Consider the following 18,699-nt stretch of genomic DNA (forward strand, 5'->3'; position numbering starts at 1 on the left):
CCGCCCACCCAAGATCGCCGGAAGCGGCGATAATGGCTGTGGGCGGAGGTCCCCCGGTAGGGTGGGCACCTTTTTCTGGGGTGATCTAGGAGCGCGACCGCCAGGCCGACCACAACGTGGCGTAGCGGCCCCCCGCCGCCACCAGATCATCGTGCGTCCCCTCCTCCAGCACCACCCCATGCTCGAGCACCACAATCCGATCGGCCCCCGCCGCCTGCGTCAGCCGATGCGCGACCAGCAGCGTCGTCCGCCCCTTGGTGGCCGCCAGCGCCGCTTCCTCCAGCTCCCGGGCCCCCGCGCTGCCGGCTTCGGCCGTCGCCTCGTCCAAGATGGCGACCGCCGGATCGAGCAGCACCAGCCGGGCCAGGGCGAGCTGCTGCGCCTGGGCCGCGGTCAGCGGGTGGCCGCCCTCGCCCACCACTGTGGCCAGCCCGGCGGGCAGGTGGCGAGCCCAGTCGAGCGCGCCGACCCGGGCCAGCGCGGCCTCGGCCGCCTCGATGGTCGCCGACGGGTCGGCCAGGCGCAGGTCTTCGAGGAGCGGGCCGGCGAATACGTGTGTCTCCTGGCTGATGATGGCCACGATGCCGGGCGCGAGTTCGTCGACCGGCACCCCGCCCACGGTGGCCGTGCCCGTGCCGGGGCGCAGGATTCCGGCCGCGATCGAGGCGACCGTGGTCTTGCCGGCCCCGGTCGAGCCGACCAGCGCGACCCGCTCCCCCGGTTCGACCCGCAGGCTGATGCCGCGCAGCACGGACACCTGGTCGTCGTAGCCGAAGGTCACGTCGCTCAGGGCGAGGTCGGCGCCGGCGGGCGTGCTGGTGCCGGTGGACGTGACCGTGAGTGTGCCCACCCCGACCAGGCGGGCCAGTCCGGCCCCGGCCGCCTGGATCTCGTCGAAGGTGAACAGGATCATGGAGACCGGGTTGAACAGGCGGTGGAACAGCACCGCGGCCGCGGCTGTCTCGCCGACCGTGACGCCCCAGCCGGCCCGCACGTACCAGAACCCGGCGACCAGGATCGTGGCCAGGCCGAGCAGTTCGGCCCGGCTGATCCGGCCGACGAACCGGGTGAACAGCGCGAACACGCCGACGGACAGGTCGCGGGCGCGGGCCGAGGCGTCGTTGATGGCGTCCAGGTGCCGGCTTTCCAGGCGGTACGCGTGCACTGTGCGTACGCCTTGCAGGCTTTCCATCAGCAGCTGGGAGCGGGCGCCGACCGCGGCCCGCTCGGCGGCGTAGATGGGGGCGGACCGGGGCAGGTACCAGCGCAGCGCGAGCAGGTAGGTGGGCATGGCCGCGAGCCCGGCCAGGCCGAGCCTCCAGTCCAGGCCGAACATGGCGGTCACGCTGAGCACGGCCAGGAACAGCGCCGAGATGACGGTCGGCATCACCTCGGCCGCGGCCGCGCCGACCGCGGCCACGTCGGCGCCGACGCGGGCCAGCAGGTCGCCGCGGCCGGCCCGGTCGAGGGTGTGGACGGGGAGCCGCAGCGCCACCCCGACGGTTTCCTCGCGCAGGCCGGCCAGGATGCGTTCGCCCAGGCGGCTGACCAGTGTGGTGGTCGCGCCGGCGGCGACCCCGCCGAGGAGGGCGAGCACGGTGACGAGCACGCCGAGCGGGATCAGCGTGGTCGAGGCGGCGCCGTCGCGGACGAGGTCGACGAGCAGGCCCAGCGCGGTGACGGGCACGACCGACGCGCCTGCGGCGGCGAGCCCGGTGGCGATCGTGAAGGCGACCTCGGTCCGGCGGGTCCGCAGCCGGCGGCACAGCCAGCTCCACGTCTGTTTCGGGGTCGCGACCGGCAAGGCGTAGCTCACCGCAGCACCGCCGTCCGGTAGGCCTCGTCGGTCGCGGCCAACCAGGCGTGCGTGCCGGTGGCCACCACCTCGCCGTCGCGCAGCACGACCACCCGGTCGGTGATCGCCAGCAGCGCCGGCGACGTCGTGATCAGCAGCGTGCCCAGCGTCGAGCCGGGGCCGTGCCGCAGGTCGCGGATGCCGCGCGCGATGGCGTGTTCGGTGACCGCGTCGACCGCCGTGGTCGGCTCGTGCAGCACGAGCAGCCGGGGCCGGGCGAGCAGGGCGCGGGCCAGCGCGAGCCGCTGCCGCTGGCCGCCGGACAGCGCCGAGCCGCGGTCGGCGATCGCGTGGTCGAGTCCGTCGGGGTGGGCGGCCACCACGTCGTCGGCGGCCGACGCGCGCAGCACCTCGGGCAGTTCCTCGCGGGCGGCGTCGATGAGGTTGTCGCGGATCGTGCCGGTGAACAGTTCGGGCAGGTGGGGGGCGACCAGCACGTCGGGCGACCCGTCGTCGAGCAGGGCGACCAGGGCTCCGGCGTCGGGCTCGGCCACCACCCCCACACATTCCCCCCGTACGGGAGGCAGGGGATTGTCGCCCGCGGGCGGCTCGGCGGGCACCAGGTCGAGCAACGCCCGGATCCGTTCGGCCGAGGCGCGGGACGACGCGAGCCATCCGGGCGCGGCCGAGAGGGTGGCGAAGGGCTCGCCCAGGAACGCGGCCAGGCCGATCACGGTGACCAGCTGGCCGGCGGAGATGCGGCCGGTCAGCGCGAACCAGCCCGCCAGGATGGCGATGCCGCAGGCCACCAGCGTGCTGACGGTGTCGGAGGCGGCCTGGAACCAGCCGAGTGTCTTGGCCGCCCGCAGCGTGGCGGCGAGCGATTCGCGGCTGACCTCGCGGTACCGGCGCGCCGCGGCGTCCTGGGCGCCGAGGCCCCGCAACGGACGCAGCCCGGTGACCAGGTCGGTGGCCAGGGAGGCGGCCCGGCCGGCGACCTCCTGCCGGGCGATGACCCGGCGGGTGATGCGGGGGGCGGCGCGCTGCAGGCAGATCAGGACGAGCGGGATGCCGACCAGCACCACCAGGCCGAGCGGGACGGAGATGAGGAACAACCCGATCGCGCTGATCGCGGTGGCAACCAGGGCGCCGAACAACCGCGGCAGGTAGTCGAGCAGGTAGGAGGTGGTGTCGGCGTCGGTGGCCGAGATGGTGAGCACGTCGCCGGTCCGCACCTCCGTGCGCGGGTCGAGCACCTTGGCCGCCACCTCGAGCCGCAGCCGGTGGGCCTCGTCGGCGATCGCGCGCATGAGCAGCCGGGCGCCCGCGCGGTAGGCGATCGTGAGCAGCAGGAACAGGGCGCCGAGGGTGGTGACCCAGCAGATCAGCATGCCCAGGTCCTGGGTCGCGACCGCGCGGTCGACGATCACGCCGATCAGGATCGGGACGAGCGCCTCGCAGCCCTGGTGCACGCCGCTGAGCAGGCTGCCGGACGTGACCCGGCCACGGTTGCGGAGCAGCGCCCGCCCGAGAAGGTTCACGCCCGTGCCCACAGGGTGACTGCATCGACACTCATCGACTACCGACCTTGGCCCGGGGTGCCCGTCAGATCAAGGCCCGTGACCGTCTGTGATGTTTGCCATTTTCACTGACAGTAATTTTCATACTAGAGTGGGATCCATCCGATTTCCCCGTTTCGCCTGCTAGGACTCCCGCACATGTCACTGACGCTCCCGAACGCCACCACGGCCGGTAACGACTACCGCGACCTGGCTCCGACCATTCACCGGCAGCGACTGGTGGTGGAGGGCTACCCGACCTTCGTGATCACCGACGAGCACATCAAGGACTACCTGAGCCGGCTCTCGGTGGTGACCGACATGATCACGTTGATCGAGCCGGTGACCCACGTCAGCGACCTGTACGGCTGGGCCGGCTGGATCCACTGGGAGACCTCCGGCGCCCACTTCTATTCGTGGGAGCGCCCGGTCTCGTTCTTCAGCGTCGACATCTACACCTGCAAGGCGTTCGACCCGGCCGACGTCGTCGCGTTCACCGAGAGCTACTTCCGTACGACCGAGATCGTCGCCAAGGAGTTCTGAGCCGTGACCTACGACCTCGATCCGGTTGTTCTCCGCCGCCGCTGCGCCGCCGCGCTGGCCGCCCACCCCGGCCCGGGCCGGTTCGCCGCGCTCGCCGTCGCCCCGGCTGACCCGATGGCCGACGTGACCCGTACGGTCGAACGCCAGGTCTTCGAGGCCTCGTTCGGCAACGACGCCGACACCATGGCCCGCGAGTACGGCGGCTACGAAAGTCAGAGCCTGTTCTTCCTCGTGCTCGACCGCGAGACCGGACTGCCCGCCGGCGCGGGCCGGGTGATCGAGGGCGGCGGCAAGACGCTCGACGACGCGCCCGACCACATCGGCCGCGACCTGTCGGCGATCGTCGACGCGCACGGCCTGCACGACGGCGGCAAGATCTGGGACTTCGCCACGGTGGGCGTGCTGCCCGGATACCGCGGTGGCCAGTCCGGCCTGGCCGTCAGTTCGCTGCTGTACCGCACGTTTCTGCAGGCCGGGAACCGTGCCGGCGTACGGCACGTGGTGACCCTTCTCGACCGCCGCGCCTACCGGAACATGCTGCTGCTGGGCGTCCCGTTCACGGCGATGGCCGGCTCGGAGCCGTTCGCCTACCTCGGCTCGGAGGAAACGCGGGCCCTGTATGTGCCGTTCGCCGCGCTGGAGCCGGGGATCGGGGAACAGAGCCGCCGCCTGCGCCGCCCGGTGGGCCCGTTCGCCGGTGAGATCCGGGCCCGGGGCCTGCGCCGCCTGCTGATCCGCCGGGCCGCCGCCCGCGTCTCCGGCCAGGTGGCCACCGGCGCCGGCCTCAACGAGCAGATCGTGCTGCCCGGCCTCGAGCGCCGCCGTTTCCGCAGCCTCAAGACCAAGCGCTGATCACCAGCGACCGAGCCGGGCCGACAGCACCGACAGAGCGGCCACGCCCGCCGTCGAGGTGCGCAGGACCTCGCGGCCCAGCCGGACCGGGGTGGCCTGCCCGAAGGCGGCCAGCTCGGCGTCGCTGATGCCACCTTCCGGGCCGACCACCAGCACGATCTCGCCCGACGAGGGCAGCGCCACCGTGGTCAGCCGCTCGGTGGCCTCCTCGTGCAGCACGAAGGTCGCGGCGGCCGGCCGCGCCGCCACCTGCCGGGTCGAGCAGTCCGGGTCGCCGCCGACGACCGGCAGCCAGGAGCGGCGGGCCTGCTTGGCGGCCTCGCGCGCGGTCGCGGCCCACTTGTCGCGCGCCTTGTGACCCCGGTCGCCGCGCCACTGGGCGACCGACCGCGACGCCGCCCACGGCAGGATCTCGTCGACCCCGATCTCGGTCATGGCCTGCACGGCCAGCTCGCCCCGGTCACCCTTGGCGATGCCCTGCACGACCACCAGCCGCGGGTCGGGGGCCGGAACCGCGGACCGCGACACGACCGAGACCGTCACCGTGCCCTTGCCGACCGAGATCACCTCACCGGTCGCGAGCAGGCCACGCCCGTCGCTGAGCAGCAGGGTTTCCCCGGCGCGCAGCCGCTGCACGGTGGCGGCGTGGTGCCCCTCGGGCCCGTCGAGCACGAACGAGTCGCCGGCGGGCAGGGCGTCGACCAGGAACATCGGGGCGGACACCCCCGCACGCTATCGAACCGGGGTGCACCGGGTGCCACCAGCCCGCGCCCGTCAGGCCTGGTCGCCCGGCTTTCGGTTGGTGCGCATGCGGGCGATCGCCGCGTCCCACTCGTCGGGCTCGTCGGGCTTGCGGGAACGGGCCACGAAATAGTCGGCGTCCGAGATCATCGCCCGGATCAGCGTGAGGATGACGCCGAGGGCGACCGCCGTGCCGACCCCCTGGGCAACGTCCTCCAGCCACGGGTAGAAGGCGGGGTAGAGCGCGGCGTCGACCTGCGCGATCCGGTCGCCGATCGTCGCCGCGGTCATGGTCGCGAAGTAGTCCTTCAAATATTTCGGCTGGCTCGCGTCGGCCCCGATGGTGACCAGTCCGATCAGGAAGATCGCGAACGCGCCGCCCAGGGCCCAGCTGCGGGCCCACCGCACACCCTTCGAGATCAAGGGCGCGAGTCCCCCGTACGCGAGACCGGCCGTGCCCAGAATGATCAGGGTGACCGCGGCCCGCCCGTCCCGGATCAGGGCGGGCGGAATGATCCCGTATTCGGACTCGATGCTGCCCATGACGGCCCGGAGCCGCTCGGCCGCGGGCGAGGCCCACCAGACGAGATCGACCACTCCGGCCGTGATCAGCAGGGCGCCGGCCGGCCCCATCGACCAGGCCAGCAGGGTCGCCACCCGCACGTTGCGGGGCACTTCACTCCCCGTCATGCCCCGGATGGTAGACCCCGCCGGCCGCCGATTTCAGCCCCAGTTCTGCGGGGCCTGCTGACGCGTCGTCACGTTGATGCGGTTGAAGAGATTGGTCACGGCGATCCACAGCACGATCGCGGCCAGCTGGGGCTCGTCGAAGTGCCGGGCCGCCTCGTCCCAGATCTCGTCCGGCACCGCGTCGGGGTGGTCGGCCAGGCGGGTGGCGTGCTCCGAGAGGGCCAGCGCGGCCCGCTCGGCGTCGCTGAACCACGGCGTCTCGCGCCACACGGCCACGGTCATCAGCCGTTCGTCGGTCTCGCCGTTCTTGCGGGCGTTGCGCGCGCCCGACTCGACGCAGGGGGCACAGCCGTTGATCTGACTGCCCCGCAGGTGCACGAGCTCGAGAACGGCCGGGTCGACGCCGGCCGAGTGGGCCGCCTTGTAGAGCAGGTTGATCGCCGTGATTGAGTCGGGCAGAAACGAGGCGGGGTTGGACATCCGAGCCTGCATGATTCTCTCCTCCAGATTTTCGCGACAACGCGCGATCCGCGACAACGCGCGATTCGAGGCCGCGCGACTTTGGGGGCCGCGCGACTTTGGGAACCGCGCGACTTTCGGGGCCGCGGCGCGTCACATCGGCGCGCTTTCGTCACATCGGCGCGCTTTCGTCCGTCGGTGGTGCGACGAACCGACCGGGCCGGATGTGACCGATGTGACACAGGCCACAAACCAGGAGGCGATCATGAATGAGCACGAGCGTTTCGAGGCCAACCGTTCCCGTCTGCGCGCGGTGGCGTACCGGATGCTCGGCTCGGCCGCCGAAGCCGAGGACGCGGTGCAGGAGGCCTGGCTGCGCCTCGACCGGGCCGGCGCCGACCACATCGACAACCTGGACGCATGGCTCACCACGGTCGTCGGCCGGGTGTGCCTCGACATGCTGCGTTCCCGCGGATCGCGCCGCGAGGTGACCCCGCGGGATCAGCCGGTGGCCGGTCCCGGCCCCGAGGACGAGGCGGTGCTGGCCGACTCGGTCGGGCTGGCGCTGCTGGTCGTGCTCGAGACGCTGACCCCGGCCGAACGGCTGGCCTTCGTCCTGCACGACCTGTTCGCCGTCCCGTTCGACGAGGTGGCCGCCATCGTCGGCCGCTCACCCGACGCGGCCCGCCAGCTGGCCAGCCGGGCCCGCCGCCGCGTCCGCGGACGGCCCGGGCCGGCCGAGCGCCCGGCCGGCCGCGACGTGGTCGACGCTTTCCTGGCCGCCTCCCGCGACGGCGACTTCCCGGCCCTGCTGAGCCTGCTCGACCCCGACGTCCACCTGCGCATGGACGAGCAGTTCCACGACCTGCCCACCGAGATCCACGGCGCCCGCGACGTCGCGCGGTTCTATCTGGGCCGCGCGCAGGGAGCGTTCCCGGCCCTCATCGACGGGACGCTGGGCTTCCGGGTCGTCGCGGACGGAGGCACGCTGCTGGTCGTCACCCTCACCGTGTCCGGCGGCCGCATCACCACGATGGAAGCGACCACCAACCAGGACCGCCTGCGCGAGATCGAGATCCTGCCGCTCTGAAACGGACGGCCGCGGAATTCGGGACCGCGGTCACACCCGGCGAGCAGAATCCGTCAGAGAAGCAGGACACGTTCCCACCGGGGAACGGCATACACGCGAGGGAATCCGCTATGGCTCACGTCGTGGACTTCAACACCGTGTCGACCGCCGGCCTGGAGTCGTCGCCGGTCGCACCCGCGCTCGCCGGTCTGCGGGCGAACGAGGCCCGCTACTTCAAGAACAAGTTCGACCATGTCTTCACGGTCGAGCCCGCCGATGCGGCCGGATCGGTGATCGGCTGGGTGAGCCGGATCCTCGAGGAGGAACGGGGCCTGGTCATCGCTTCCCGACCGCTCGAGGCCACCGCGTTCGAGGTGGCGAACACCCGGATGGCTTACGTGTTCTACGAGAACGGCCTGTCGATCAACGTGATGTACGCCGTCGAGGACGGCGGGAAGCGGGCGGTCGGTTTCAAGCTCTCCGACGGCATGGACGTTCCCGAGGAGCTGGATTCGTTCAAGTTCGCCCGGCAGAAGTCGAAGCTGGCCGGCACCATCCGCGGGTCCTACTTCGTCATCAAGAAGGAGCACTGAGCCGCCCAGAAAGAAGGAGCCGCTCAGAAGGCCAGCACGATCCGCCCGTCGGCCGAGCCGGATTCCTGGCGCGACCACGCCTCGGCCACCTCGGCCAGCGGCATCACCTCGTGCGAGACGGTGAGCCGGCCGGCCGTGGCGTGGGCGGCCACGACGCCGAGCGAGTCGGCCCGCTCGCCCACCGACAGCGCGTTGTTCGTGTAGCCGAGGATCTTGAGCGAGCCGCTGCGCAGCGTGGCCGAGTCGAGGGGTGCGGTGGGGCCGGCCGAGCTGCCCAGGTTGACCAGGCGGCCGCGCGGGCGCAGGACCCGGAGGGCGGCCGCGGCGGGCACGCCGAAGACCGGGTCGAGCACCAGGTCGACCAGCCCGGCCACGGCGCGCAGCCGGGTGGCCAGCGCGGCCGGGTCGTCGCCGGGAAGCAGTTGCACCACTTCTTCGGCGCCCAGCTCGCGGGCACGGTCGAGGGCGGCCACGGAACGGGACACGGCGATCACCCGGGAGGCGCCGCCGAGCAGCGCGAGCTGGATGGCGGCCTGCCCGACCACGCCGCCCGCGCCCAGCACGACCACCACCTCGCCCTCCGCGAGCCCGCCGGTTCGGGTCAGGGCGGCGTGCGCGGCCACGGCCGAGAGCCCGAGCGCGGCGATCAAGGTCAGGGGCGCCTCGGGTGGCAGGGGCACCACGTCGACGAACGGGATGGCGACCTCGGCGGCCATGCTGCCGTCGCCCGGACGCATGCCGGCGGAGGTCGCGAACCAGACCGGGGTGCCGTCGTCGCGCCGGCCCACGCCCTGCACGCCGGGGACGTACGGGGTCGCGGGTTGCCCGAAGTAGCTGGTGCCGGACGCGCAGAGCAGATCGAGCGGGGTGATCGGGGCCGCCTCGACACGGATGGGCACCTCGCCCGCGTGGGGCGCCGGCGGCCGCCGCTCCTCGATGGACGGCGGCCGGCCGCACACCCGCAGCACGGCCGCCGGAATCATGTGGCGATGTCCGGGTAGGGCATGTCGAAGTGCGCGAGCCGGGCCCCGAACGCCTTCTGGTACTCCAGCGGCTCGGTGTTGTCGCGCTCGAACATGGCGATGAACAGGGTCAGCGTGAGGAACGGGTGGGCGCCCAGCTCGAAGAGGCGTACGTGGTCGTGGCCGATCAGGGCGGCCCGCTCGTCGTCGGTGAAACGCAGCCACGTGCTGGCCTCGCCGGTGATGCAGTTCAGGACCGTGTTGGCGCGTTCCGCCTCCCACCAGGAGACCAGCTCGCCGGGCTGGTCACGGTAACGCTCGACCAGGTCGGGGTCGCGGTCCACCGTGTAGAGGAACTTGTTCAGCAGATACTTGCTCACAACGCACCTCCGAGCACGGGGGCTCCGTTCGGGTACCAGGTGAAGTACGCCTCCATCGTGTGGAACAGGTCGAGCGTGTCGACATGATCCGCCTTCGCGCCGGCTCCCGCCACCCCCATCATGAGCATGAAGTCCATGAAGCCGTGGGTGGCGTTGCCCGGCGAGTGCAGGCTGTCCAGGGTCACCTCGCGCAGGCAGTTGTCGAGGTCACCGGTGGCGATCCACTCGACCGCGCGCCGGTCGAACTCGGGGTCGGGGCCGTGCGGCCCGAACTGCCGGGGCCCGCCCAGCTCGAGCGACAGGTGCCCGGTGCCGATGATCGCGACCCGCAGATGCGACGGCCACGACTCGACGATCTTGCGGATGGTCTCGCCGAGCTTGACGAAGCGGGACGGCTGCGGCAGCGGCGGCGCGAAGATGTTGGTGTAGATCGGCACGATCGGCAGGTCGGCCTCGGGGCGCAGCGTGATGATCGGGCAGGTGATGCTGTGGTCGATCCGCAGCTCGTTGCTGAACGCCAGGTCGAAGCCCTCGTCCAGCCCGGCCCGCAGGATGTGCGACGACAGATCCTCCTGGCCCTTGAGCAGCATGCGCGGCAGGCCGAACTCGCGCTCCTCGTTGTACCAGTTGGCGTCGTAGAAGGGCGCCTTGCCGACCAGGAACTGCGGCATGTTGTCGAGCCACAGCTGGTGGAAGTGGTCCGAGCCGACCATCACCAGCACGTCCGGGTTGGCCCGGGTCAGGGTCTCGCGGAAGGCCAGGATCTTGCGGGTCCACTCGTCGGCGAACGGCGGGCGGTCCTCGCCGGTGGCCGTGCTGGCCCGGTAGTAGAACGGGTGGTGGGTGGACGCGATGACCGCGACGATGCTGGCCATGCTCAATCCTTCCGGGGCTCGTAGACGGCGTTACGGTCGACGGTTTTGTAGATCTCCATGCCGATCGGGTTGCGGCGCTCCTCGGCGAGCTGGCCGAGCAGCCCGGCCGCGCGGGCCAGCAGCGCGAAGCCGCGCAGCAGCTCGGTCGGCAGGCCCAGGTCGGCCAGTGCCGCGCCGCACACCCCGGCGCCGTTGAGCGGCAGCCGCCGCCCCAGCACGGACGGGTGCACGCGGCCGATCGCCTCGAACAACCGCAGGTGCGGGCCGCGCAGACCCTCTTCCTCGGCGATCCGGATCAGCACGGGCGTACGGGGGTCCTCGTCCTTGTGCACGGGATGGCCGAGCCCGGGGATGAAGCGCTTCTCGGCCTTCGCCTTGCGGACCGCCTCCAGCGCGATCACGTCGTAGTCGCGCTCGACGCCCGCCGCCACCAGGGTCGCGGACAGGAACTGCCCGCAGTCCTCGGTCACGCCGAGGAAGCGCGATCCGCCACCGAGCAGGCCCGCGGCCAGCGCGCCCTGCAGGGAGTCGGGCGCCGACAGGTAGGTCAGGCGGGCCGCGATCGCCGTGGGCGTGAACCCGTGGTCGGCCAGCGCCACCAGTACCGCCTCGAAGACGCGTACCTCCCCGGCGGTGGGACGTCGCCCGGCGACCAGCCAGAACGCCAGCTCGCCGAAGCCCACCTTTCCCATCAGGTCGGCCGCCAGGTCCTGACCCAGCAGCGAGATGGTCTCGGGGGTCGACGTGCCGAGGCCGGTCGGGAAGCTCAGCTCCTCAGCCACTTGCGGATCTCCTCGCCGTGCTCATCCAGCCCGGGGGGCGGCAGCTCGTACCGCGGCCCGGTCTCGCTGAAGGTGATGGGGTTGCGGATGCCGGGCACGCCACCGGTGGTGACCACGGGGTCGAGCCCGACCTCCTGGGCGAAGGCGACACCGCCGTCGATCGTGTTGATCGGGGCGCAGGGGACGCCGGCCGCCATCAGGTCACGGAACCATTCGTCCTTCGTACGCGTGGCCAGCCGCTCGACCAGAATCGGGCGCAGGGCCTCGCGATTGGCCGTACGGTCCTGGTTGCGCCCGAAGCGCGGGTCCGCGGGCAGGTCCGGCAGGTCGAGCACCTGGCACAGCTTGCGGAACTGCCCGTCGTTGCCCGCGATCACGATCAGCTCGCCGTCGGCGGTGGGCAACGGCTCGTACGGGAAGAGGCTGGGGTGCGCGTTGCCCATGCGGAACGGGACGGTGCCCCCGGCGACGAACCCGCTGGAGTGGTTGACCAGCCCGGACAGTGCCGAGCTGAGCAGGTTGACCTCGACGTGCTGACCGCGCCCGGTGGCCGCGCGGTGATGCAGGGCGGCGAGGATGCCGATGTTGGCGTGCATGCCCGCCATGACGTCGAAGACCGAGATGCCGGCCCGGTACGGCGATCCGTCCGGGTCACCGGTCAGGCTCATCAGACCGGAGATGGCTTGCACCATCAGGTCGTACCCGGGAAGGCCCGCGCCCTCGCCGGTGCCGAAGCCGCTGATGCTGGCGTAGACGATCTTCTCGTTGGCCGCGGCGACGGTGTCGTAGTCGAGCCCGAACCGCCGCAGCCCGCCCGGCCGGAAGTTCTCGATCATGATGTCGGCGCGGTGGGCCAGCTCGCGGGCGTCGGCCAGGTCGGCCTCGTCCTTGAGGTCCAGCGCGATCGATCGCTTGTTGCGGTTGATGCCCAGGTAGTACGTCGAGATGCCGTCGCGCACCGGCGGCATCCAGGTGCGGGTGTCGTCGCCGGCCGGACCCTCCACCTTGATCACCGTGGCGCCGAGGTCGGCCAGCAGCATCGTCGCGTACGGCCCGGCGAGGATGCGGGAGAAGTCCGCAACCAGCAGGCCGGCCAGTGGGCCGTTCCCAGTCATTCGCACCGCCCGTTCTGCGGACACTCGTCCGCTCGATCAGCTTGCCTCCGCTCAGGGGCGCTGTCAACGGCCTCTTAACGACGCCGAAACACACTATTGACCCGGCAAGTGGCCGGGAGCACACTGACGCCACTCGGGCTGACCGCTGGACGGACAACGGTCCGGAAAACGCAGAAAGGACGGGCGATGATCTTCCGTAATGGTCTGGTTGTCACCATGGACGACTCGCACACCGTGCTCGAAAACGCCGACGTCCTGATCGTCGACGACAAGATCGCCGAAATCGGGCCCCATCTGACCGCGCCCGACGGCCACGAGGAGATCGACGCCTCCGGCGGCATCCTGATGCCCGGAATGATCGACACCCACCGGCACATGTGGCAGACCGCGATGCGCGGTTACGGCGCCGACTGGACCCTGACCCAGTATTTCGTCTGGTACTACCTCGAGTCGGGCAAGCACTTCCGGCCCGAGGACATCTACGCCGGCAACCTGCTCGGCGCGCTCGAGGCGATCGACTCCGGCGTGACCACGACCGTCGACTGGTCGCACGGCCTGCAGAGCGCCGACCACGCCGACGCCGCGGTCGACGCGCTCGAGGCCGTGCCGGGGCGGTTCGTCCTCGCGTACGGCAACATCCAGCAGGGTCCGTGGGAGTGGTCGACGTCGCCGGAGTTCCAGGACTTCTACCGCCGGCGCATCGACGGCGGCAAGCTGGCCGGCTTCCAGATGGCGTTCGACGTCACCGGTGACCCCGCGTTCCCCGAGAAGGCCGCCTTCGAGGTCGCCCGCGAGCTGGGCGCCACCGTCACCACGCACGCCGGGGTGTGGGGCGCGACCAACGACGACGGCATCCGGCTCATGCACGACAGCGGCTTCATGACCCCGGGCAACGTCTACGTCCACGCGGCCACGCTCTCCAGCGACTCGTACCACCGGATCGCGGCCAGCGGCGGCTCGGTGTCGGTGTCGACCGAGAGCGAGCAGAGCGCCGGACAGGGCTACCCGCCCACCTGGCAGCTGCGCCGGCACGGGATCCCGGTGTCCTTGTCGATGGACACCAGCGTGTGGTGGAGCGGCGACCTGTTCTCGGCGATGCGCACCACGCTGAGCGCCGACCGGGCCCGCGAGCACCTCGAGGCGCACGGCAAGCAGGAGACGGTCACCCACCACCACCTGCGGGCCGAGCAGGTCGTCGACTGGGCCACCCGCGGCGGGGCGAAGGCGCTGGGCATGGACTCGGCGATCGGCGCGCTCACCCCGGGGCGTCAGGCCGACGTCGTGCTGATCAAAAACGATGCTTCCCCGGTGATGTTCCCGCTGCTCAACCCGTACGGGCATGTGGCCTTCCAGGCGGCGCGGGGCGACGTGCACACCGTCGTGGTGGGCGGCCGGACAGTCAAGCGCGACGGCAAGCTGGTGGACGCCGACCTGGCCACCGCGCGGGCCAAGGTGACCGCGACGATCGACCACCTGCGCGAGACGCTGGGCGAAGAGGCCTGGAAGCAGGGCATGAACCCGGACATCCCCGAGGCCCGGATCCTGCACAACCCGTATCAGTACACCAAGTAGGGTCCCGTTCCATGACCGACACCGGGAGGGGCGCCGGGCCCGATTTCATCGAGGCGCTGGCACGCGGCCTCGACGTCCTGCGCTCCTTCCGTCCGGGCACGCCGGCCATGACGCTCAGCGAGATCGCCGGTCGGACCGGGCTCGCGCGGCCGACCGTGCGCCGCATCCTGATCACGCTCGAGGCGCTCGGGTACGTGCGGTCCGACGGCCGCGGGCACACGCTGACGCCGCGGGTGCTCGAGCTCGGGATGGCGTACGTCAACGCCCTGAACATGTGGGACGTGGCCCGGCCGCACATGGAGAAGCTGGTCGGCCTGACCAACGAGTCCACCTCGATGGCTCAGCTCGACGGGAGCGACATCGTCTACGTGGCCCGGGTGGCGGTGCCCAAGATCGTCACGCTGGCGGTCACGATCGGCACCCGGTTCCCGGCCCCGGCCACCTCGATGGGCAAGGTGCTGCTGGCCGCGCTGCCCGCCGGCGAGCTGCAGGCCGTGCTGGCCGAGCCGTCCCGCTCGGGCATCACGGCGCGCTGGCAGCCCTCGGCCGAGGAGCTGGACGCGTCGCTGCGCGAGGTGCGGGCCAAGGGGTGGGCGCTGGCCGATCAGGATCTCGCGCCCGGCATAAGGTCGATCGCCACCGGGGTCCGGGGCGGGGACGGCCGGGTGGTGGCCGCGATCAACGTGACCGTGCACGCGGCCGAGACGTCGCTCGAGACGCTGATCGAGGACCACCTGCCGAAACTGCTGCGTACGGCGGCCGACATCGGTCACGACTGGTCACTGACCGCAGCGGTTCCCGCCGTCACGGTCTGAGAACCGCTCGCCCTGCGGTTACCGTACGGTCGTGCCACGCTGATCCGGTGAGGCTCGTGACCGATCTCTTCGACCCCGAACCCGTACGGTGGGGTCTGCGCGGCGACCCTTGGGTCTGGCGCGCCATGTGCGAGCAGCTGACCGGGCTGACCCTGCCGCCGTCCGCCGGCGAGGTGGAGAGGCTGCTCAAGGCCACCTTCGACCGGGTGGTCGGCGTCGACCTGGCCACCGAGGCCGCGCCCTGGGTGTTCCGCGAGGAGTTCGCGCACGGCGGCATGTCCAGCGGCAGCGTCCACATGGAGATGTGGCGCACCGAACTGCTGCCCACCCTGGTCGACCGGGCGCGCGGCAAACTCGACGGCTGAGCTCAGCAACCCGGGATCTGCTCGGCCCGGTCGGCCGCGTCGATCTCGGAGTCGATGTGCTTGATCGTGCCGGGTGACGACACCGCGGTGATCTCATGGGCGATCCGCTGGAGCTGACGCACCTGGGCCGGGGTGAGATTGTCGAAAACCAGACGACGAGCTTCCCGTACGTGTCCCGGCGCGGCCGCCACCAGCGCGGCATAGCCCTCCGGGGTGAGCACGGCCTGAATGCATCGGCCCTCGTTGCTGCTGGTGGTGCGGCGTTCGACGTAGCCCTGCTTCTCGAGCCGGCTCACCGCGTGCGACAGCCGGGACAGCGAGCCGCCCGCCATGTGGGCCAGGTTGCTCATCTGCACCGCGTGCTCCTGCGGCCGGGACAGCGACGACAGGATCGAATACTCGAAGAAGTTGAGGCCCGAGTCACGCTTGAGCTGGGCCTCGATGGCGGTCGGCAGGGTCATCACCATCGCCATCAGGGTCATCCACGCCGCGCGTTCCTCACTGTCGAGCCAGGGCGCCTCGGTGGCGGCCTGGTCGTCGGACGTGTCGGTGCTCACGAGCGTCAGAATACCGCTCCCGAGCACTTGAATGTTCAACACGAAGCTGTCAACATTCGTGTTGAACATTCAACCCGCTAGGGAGTAGGCATCATGACCGTTCTGCGTATCGACTCGAGCATCCAGGGCCCCGCCTCGGCCTCGAGCGAGCTGGCCGACGTCGCCGAGGCCGAGTGGACCGCCGTCCGGCCGGGCACCGCGTTCGTCCGCCGGCACCTTGCCGCGTCACCCCTGCCCGCCGACGCCTGGGCCGCCGCCGTGCTGGCCGGGTTCGCCGCGCCCGAGCAGTGGACCGCCGAGCAGCGCGCCGCGCGCGAGCTGGCCACCCAGCTGGCGTCCGAGCTGCGCGACGCCGAGGCCGCGATCCTGGCCCTCCCGCTCTACAACTGGGGTGTCTCGCAGCACGTCAAGACGTGGATGGACCTGGCCATGGCCGGCGGCGCGCAGGGCGAGCGGCTGCTCGACGGCAAGCCCGCCATCGTCCTGACCACCCGCGGCGGCGGCTACGGCCCCGGCACCCCGCGCGAGGGCTGGGATCACAACACGGCCTTCCTGCGCCGCATCATCTCCGACGTCTGGGGCGCCGAGCTGATCCTGATCGAGCGCGAGCTGACCCTGGCCGCGGTGAACCCGGCGATGGCCCCGTTCATGGAGGCCGCCGAGCTGATGAAGAAGGCCGCACACGAGGCCGCTACGCACGCGGGTCGGACCGTGGCCACGCGCTGACGCACCGTCGCGCTCTCGATTCGCTCTCGCCACACTCTCGGACGGTCGACAGGGGCGGCAGACCCGGCCACTCCTGAATAAGATCGCGCCTCATGGAGACGACGTTGGCCGCGGCGTACTGCGAGGGCTGGGACAACGGATTGGTCAACCCGCTGACCCAGGATCAGGCCGAGTCACGCGACTCCGCCGGCGAGCCGTACTCCGTGGTTCTGCTCGCCGGCGGCCGCTTACACACGGTGCTGAACATTTCGTGGACCGAGGGTTACTGTGCCGTGCTCAAGTACGACGCAGCCGGTCACCGGACCGCCTCGCACGAGTTGCGCCGGGCCCCCGAGGGCGACCTCTTCCTGCGCGAGTCGACGACGTGGGCGAGCCCCGCCGACGACGCCTCGGCCCGGCACCGCACGACATGGCAGATCGGCGGCCGGCGCAGCGACGACATCGAGCCGGCCGGCCGGCGCGGCGGCCGCAGCACCTTCTCCGACGGCGGCTTCACCCCGCCCCGCCTGCCGCTGCCCGCTTTCGGCCGCTGGAACGCCTTGCTCGACCGTGCGTCCCGGGTGCACGCCGAGGCCTGCGTCGCGCCGTTCTCCGACGTGTGCGCCCTGCCCCGCGACCCCGGCGACCGCCACCGGCTCACCGGCGCCGGCCCGCACGACCTGCCGTCCCGTACCTCGGCCGAACGCCCCTGGTTCCCGCCCCGCCCCCTGCAGCCGCGCGCGCTGGACAAGTTGTTCCGCGACGGCGCCGAGCGCTCGGTGGGCGACCGCCGCATGCGCATCTCGCTGCACCCGGCGGGCAAACTCAACCTGCCCTCGGGCCGCCTGATCGCCGCCGACCCGTCGTCGCTGGACTACGGCGAGGAGCCGTTCGTGGTGACAGTGCCGTCCGGCACCTACCCCGTCACGATCAGCCTGGCCACCTTCACCGACGACGAGAACCACAGCCGGGTCGCCGCCGCCCGCCTCGACATCAGCGACCGCCACCCCGTCCGCTGGGAGCTGGCGCTGCGCGAGGGCCAGGACATGCTCGACCTCGGCTACGGCGAGTTCTTCGGCTTCGGCGTCGACGCGGGCATGGCCTGCTTCATCGACGACGACAACCGCGAACGCCTGGCCGCCGAGTGGGAATCCCTCGAACTCCGCGACCCCCGCTTCACCTCCGTGGCCGCCGGCGACATGATCGCCTGGTCCAGCGGCTGGGGCGACGGCGCCTACCCCACCTGGATAGGCCGCGACCACGACAACCGCATAGTCACCTTCATCGCCGACATGCTTCTGTTCCCCAGCGACGACTAACCCGCCCGGGGCCGGAGGCCGTCGCAGGCGATTTCGATCATGCGCTGTTGCGCGGCGCCGTCGTCCTCGCGGGCAATGCAGCCGGCGATGAGGGCTTTGACGTCCGCGGTGTCGACATCGCCGCGGACCGACCCGGCCTCCTGCGCGCGGCCGAGCAGACCGCCCATCGCCGCGCCGAAATCGTGGATGGCTGTCGACGCTTCGGCCTGAAGATCGAAGCCGGCACCGGTGAGCGCGTCACCGACGGCGCGATCGGCCGCACCCTGCCGGACCAGGTACGCGAAGAAGGTGAAGAACGCTGTCGCCGGGGCCTCCCGGGCGGCGATGTCCTCCGCGCTGCGCACCAGATGTTCGATCCGGTGCAGCGCCACCGCCCGGAAGAGCGCCTCCTTGGTGGGGTAGTGCCGGGTGACGGTGCCGGTGCTCACGCCGGCTCGCCGGGCGATCTCGCGGATCGGCACCGAGGCGCCGTGAGCCGCGAAGGCGGCGAAGGCCTCTTCCAGAACCCGCGCCTGATTGCGCCGGCCGTCGGCGCGCTGGGGCCTCCCCGCCTTCGCGGGGCCGGGAATTCCGTCCGGTGATGACATCGCTGCGATGGTAAGCCGTGCCGTGCCTGCGGCTGCTCCCGCCCGCTCAGCCTCGGAGCGGACCGGACCCGCCGATCTCGTACCGGACGAGCTCCACGCTGTGCACGCCCGGCATCGGCGGCGCGCTCAGCGCGAGGCCGGCCAGATGCGCGTCGAGGTGGGCCTCGGATTCCCACCGCTCATAGATGTTGACCCGGCCGGGCTCGATCGGGTCGGCCGCCACCACGTAGTCCAGGCATCCCGGGGTGGTCCGGGCCTGGCGAAGGGACGAAGTGAGGCTTCCCAGTAGTGCGTCGCGGCGGTCGGGGTCGACGTAGCCGGTTCCGGCGACGATCAGCATGACGGGCCTCCAGGGGTTGACGTC

The 18,699-nt window shown here is 71.6% G+C and carries 22 protein-coding genes; 9 read left to right on the top strand and 13 right to left on the bottom strand.

The window, feature by feature from the left end; all coding sequences use genetic code 11:
- Positions 1–85: 85 nt before the first annotated feature.
- The gene (locus ACZ3I4_RS43535) at positions 86–1,816 is read right to left on the bottom strand and encodes an ABC transporter ATP-binding protein (protein ID WP_465388015.1); all 1,731 of its coding nucleotides are present in this window, start codon (positions 1,814–1,816) and stop codon (positions 86–88) included.
- A complete protein-coding gene (locus ACZ3I4_RS43540; protein ID WP_465388016.1) occupies positions 1,813–3,348 on the bottom strand; it encodes an ABC transporter transmembrane domain-containing protein in 1,536 nt (511 codons plus the stop codon). Before ACZ3I4_RS43540 ends, ACZ3I4_RS43535 begins: the two co-directional genes overlap by 4 nt.
- A gap of 165 nt (positions 3,349–3,513) precedes the next feature.
- On the opposite strand from ACZ3I4_RS43540, the gene ACZ3I4_RS43545 reads away from it, so the two are divergent.
- Together ACZ3I4_RS43545 and ACZ3I4_RS43550 are read left to right on the top strand one after the other, a co-directional pair.
- Positions 3,514–3,897 carry an S-adenosylmethionine decarboxylase gene (locus ACZ3I4_RS43545; RefSeq protein ID WP_465388017.1) on the top strand — a complete coding sequence of 128 codons (384 nt, stop codon included), beginning with the start codon at positions 3,514–3,516 and terminating at the stop codon, positions 3,895–3,897.
- Positions 3,898–3,900: 3 nt separating this feature from the next.
- A complete protein-coding gene (locus ACZ3I4_RS43550) occupies positions 3,901–4,749 on the top strand; it encodes a hypothetical protein (protein WP_465388018.1) in 849 nt (282 codons plus the stop codon).
- On the opposite strand, the gene ACZ3I4_RS43555 is transcribed toward ACZ3I4_RS43550, so the two are convergent.
- From ACZ3I4_RS43555 to ACZ3I4_RS43565, 3 genes are read right to left on the bottom strand one after another with little or no spacing between them, the layout of a single operon-like run.
- Positions 4,750–5,472 (bottom strand): 16S rRNA (uracil(1498)-N(3))-methyltransferase, encoded by a 723-nt coding sequence (locus ACZ3I4_RS43555; RefSeq protein WP_465388019.1) that lies wholly within the window; start codon positions 5,470–5,472, stop codon positions 4,750–4,752.
- Positions 5,473–5,523: 51 nt separating this feature from the next.
- Positions 5,524–6,180 carry a hypothetical protein gene (locus tag ACZ3I4_RS43560; protein ID WP_465388020.1) on the bottom strand — a complete coding sequence of 219 codons (657 nt, stop codon included), beginning with the start codon at positions 6,178–6,180 and terminating at the stop codon, positions 5,524–5,526.
- Between the two features lie 33 nt (positions 6,181–6,213).
- The gene (locus tag ACZ3I4_RS43565; protein WP_465388021.1) at positions 6,214–6,672 is read right to left on the bottom strand and encodes a carboxymuconolactone decarboxylase family protein; all 459 of its coding nucleotides are present in this window, start codon (positions 6,670–6,672) and stop codon (positions 6,214–6,216) included.
- A gap of 232 nt (positions 6,673–6,904) precedes the next feature.
- Here ACZ3I4_RS43565 and ACZ3I4_RS43570 point away from each other — a divergent pair, with 232 nt between their 5' ends.
- Together ACZ3I4_RS43570 and ACZ3I4_RS43575 are read left to right on the top strand one after the other, a co-directional pair.
- Positions 6,905–7,729: a sigma-70 family RNA polymerase sigma factor gene (locus tag ACZ3I4_RS43570; protein ID WP_465388022.1), complete on the top strand. Its 825-nt coding sequence runs from the start codon at positions 6,905–6,907 to the stop codon at positions 7,727–7,729.
- 110 nt (positions 7,730–7,839) lie between these two features.
- Entirely contained in the window at positions 7,840–8,301 is a 462-nt protein-coding gene (locus ACZ3I4_RS43575; RefSeq protein ID WP_465388023.1) for a phage tail protein, read from the top strand.
- A 23-nt stretch (positions 8,302–8,324) separates the two neighbouring features.
- On the opposite strand, the gene ACZ3I4_RS43580 is transcribed toward ACZ3I4_RS43575, so the two are convergent.
- The 5 genes from ACZ3I4_RS43580 to ACZ3I4_RS43600 are packed head-to-tail and all read right to left on the bottom strand — an operon-like array spanning position 8,325 to position 12,415.
- Complete coding sequence (locus tag ACZ3I4_RS43580; protein ID WP_465388024.1) at positions 8,325–9,284, bottom strand: quinone oxidoreductase family protein; 960 nt, start codon at positions 9,282–9,284, stop codon at positions 8,325–8,327.
- The gene (locus tag ACZ3I4_RS43585) at positions 9,281–9,643 is read right to left on the bottom strand and encodes a hypothetical protein (RefSeq protein WP_465388025.1); all 363 of its coding nucleotides are present in this window, start codon (positions 9,641–9,643) and stop codon (positions 9,281–9,283) included. The genes ACZ3I4_RS43580 and ACZ3I4_RS43585 overlap by 4 nt, the downstream gene beginning before the upstream one ends.
- A complete protein-coding gene (locus ACZ3I4_RS43590; protein ID WP_465388026.1) occupies positions 9,640–10,518 on the bottom strand; it encodes a DODA-type extradiol aromatic ring-opening family dioxygenase in 879 nt (292 codons plus the stop codon). Before ACZ3I4_RS43590 ends, ACZ3I4_RS43585 begins: the two co-directional genes overlap by 4 nt.
- 2 nt (positions 10,519–10,520) lie before the next feature.
- Positions 10,521–11,300 carry a citryl-CoA lyase gene (locus tag ACZ3I4_RS43595; protein WP_465388027.1) on the bottom strand — a complete coding sequence of 260 codons (780 nt, stop codon included), beginning with the start codon at positions 11,298–11,300 and terminating at the stop codon, positions 10,521–10,523.
- Positions 11,285–12,415 carry a CaiB/BaiF CoA transferase family protein gene (locus ACZ3I4_RS43600; protein WP_465388049.1) on the bottom strand — a complete coding sequence of 377 codons (1,131 nt, stop codon included), beginning with the start codon at positions 12,413–12,415 and terminating at the stop codon, positions 11,285–11,287. The genes ACZ3I4_RS43595 and ACZ3I4_RS43600 overlap by 16 nt, the downstream gene beginning before the upstream one ends.
- Before the next feature lie 186 nt (positions 12,416–12,601).
- Between ACZ3I4_RS43600 and ACZ3I4_RS43605 the strand changes: the two genes are divergently transcribed.
- The 3 genes from ACZ3I4_RS43605 to ACZ3I4_RS43615 are packed head-to-tail and all read left to right on the top strand — an operon-like array spanning position 12,602 to position 15,167.
- Positions 12,602–13,987, top strand: a complete 1,386-nt coding sequence (locus ACZ3I4_RS43605; RefSeq protein WP_465388028.1) for an amidohydrolase family protein — start codon at positions 12,602–12,604, stop codon at positions 13,985–13,987.
- Positions 13,988–13,998: 11 nt separating this feature from the next.
- Positions 13,999–14,802: an IclR family transcriptional regulator domain-containing protein gene (locus ACZ3I4_RS43610; RefSeq protein WP_465388029.1), complete on the top strand. Its 804-nt coding sequence runs from the start codon at positions 13,999–14,001 to the stop codon at positions 14,800–14,802.
- A 47-nt stretch (positions 14,803–14,849) separates the two neighbouring features.
- Positions 14,850–15,167 carry a hypothetical protein gene (locus ACZ3I4_RS43615; RefSeq protein ID WP_465388030.1) on the top strand — a complete coding sequence of 106 codons (318 nt, stop codon included), beginning with the start codon at positions 14,850–14,852 and terminating at the stop codon, positions 15,165–15,167.
- Positions 15,168–15,169: 2 nt separating this feature from the next.
- Here ACZ3I4_RS43615 and ACZ3I4_RS43620 read toward each other — a convergent pair whose 3' ends face one another.
- A complete protein-coding gene (locus tag ACZ3I4_RS43620) occupies positions 15,170–15,724 on the bottom strand; it encodes a MarR family winged helix-turn-helix transcriptional regulator (protein WP_465388031.1) in 555 nt (184 codons plus the stop codon).
- Positions 15,725–15,817: 93 nt separating this feature from the next.
- Between ACZ3I4_RS43620 and ACZ3I4_RS43625 the strand changes: the two genes are divergently transcribed.
- Both ACZ3I4_RS43625 and ACZ3I4_RS43630 read left to right on the top strand, forming a co-directional pair.
- Complete coding sequence (locus tag ACZ3I4_RS43625) at positions 15,818–16,450, top strand: FMN-dependent NADH-azoreductase (protein ID WP_465388032.1); 633 nt, start codon at positions 15,818–15,820, stop codon at positions 16,448–16,450.
- 92 nt (positions 16,451–16,542) lie between these two features.
- Complete coding sequence (locus ACZ3I4_RS43630; protein ID WP_465388033.1) at positions 16,543–17,748, top strand: DUF4241 domain-containing protein; 1,206 nt, start codon at positions 16,543–16,545, stop codon at positions 17,746–17,748.
- On the opposite strand, the gene ACZ3I4_RS43635 is transcribed toward ACZ3I4_RS43630, so the two are convergent.
- Both ACZ3I4_RS43635 and ACZ3I4_RS43640 read right to left on the bottom strand, forming a co-directional pair.
- Positions 17,745–18,335, bottom strand: a complete 591-nt coding sequence (locus tag ACZ3I4_RS43635; protein ID WP_465388034.1) for a TetR/AcrR family transcriptional regulator — start codon at positions 18,333–18,335, stop codon at positions 17,745–17,747. The genes ACZ3I4_RS43630 and ACZ3I4_RS43635 overlap by 4 nt on opposite strands.
- A 46-nt stretch (positions 18,336–18,381) precedes the next feature.
- The gene (locus tag ACZ3I4_RS43640; RefSeq protein WP_465388035.1) at positions 18,382–18,675 is read right to left on the bottom strand and encodes a putative quinol monooxygenase; all 294 of its coding nucleotides are present in this window, start codon (positions 18,673–18,675) and stop codon (positions 18,382–18,384) included.
- Between the last annotated feature and the right edge of the window lie 24 nt (positions 18,676–18,699).

The organism is Actinoplanes sp. NPDC021490 (genome assembly GCF_055562135.1).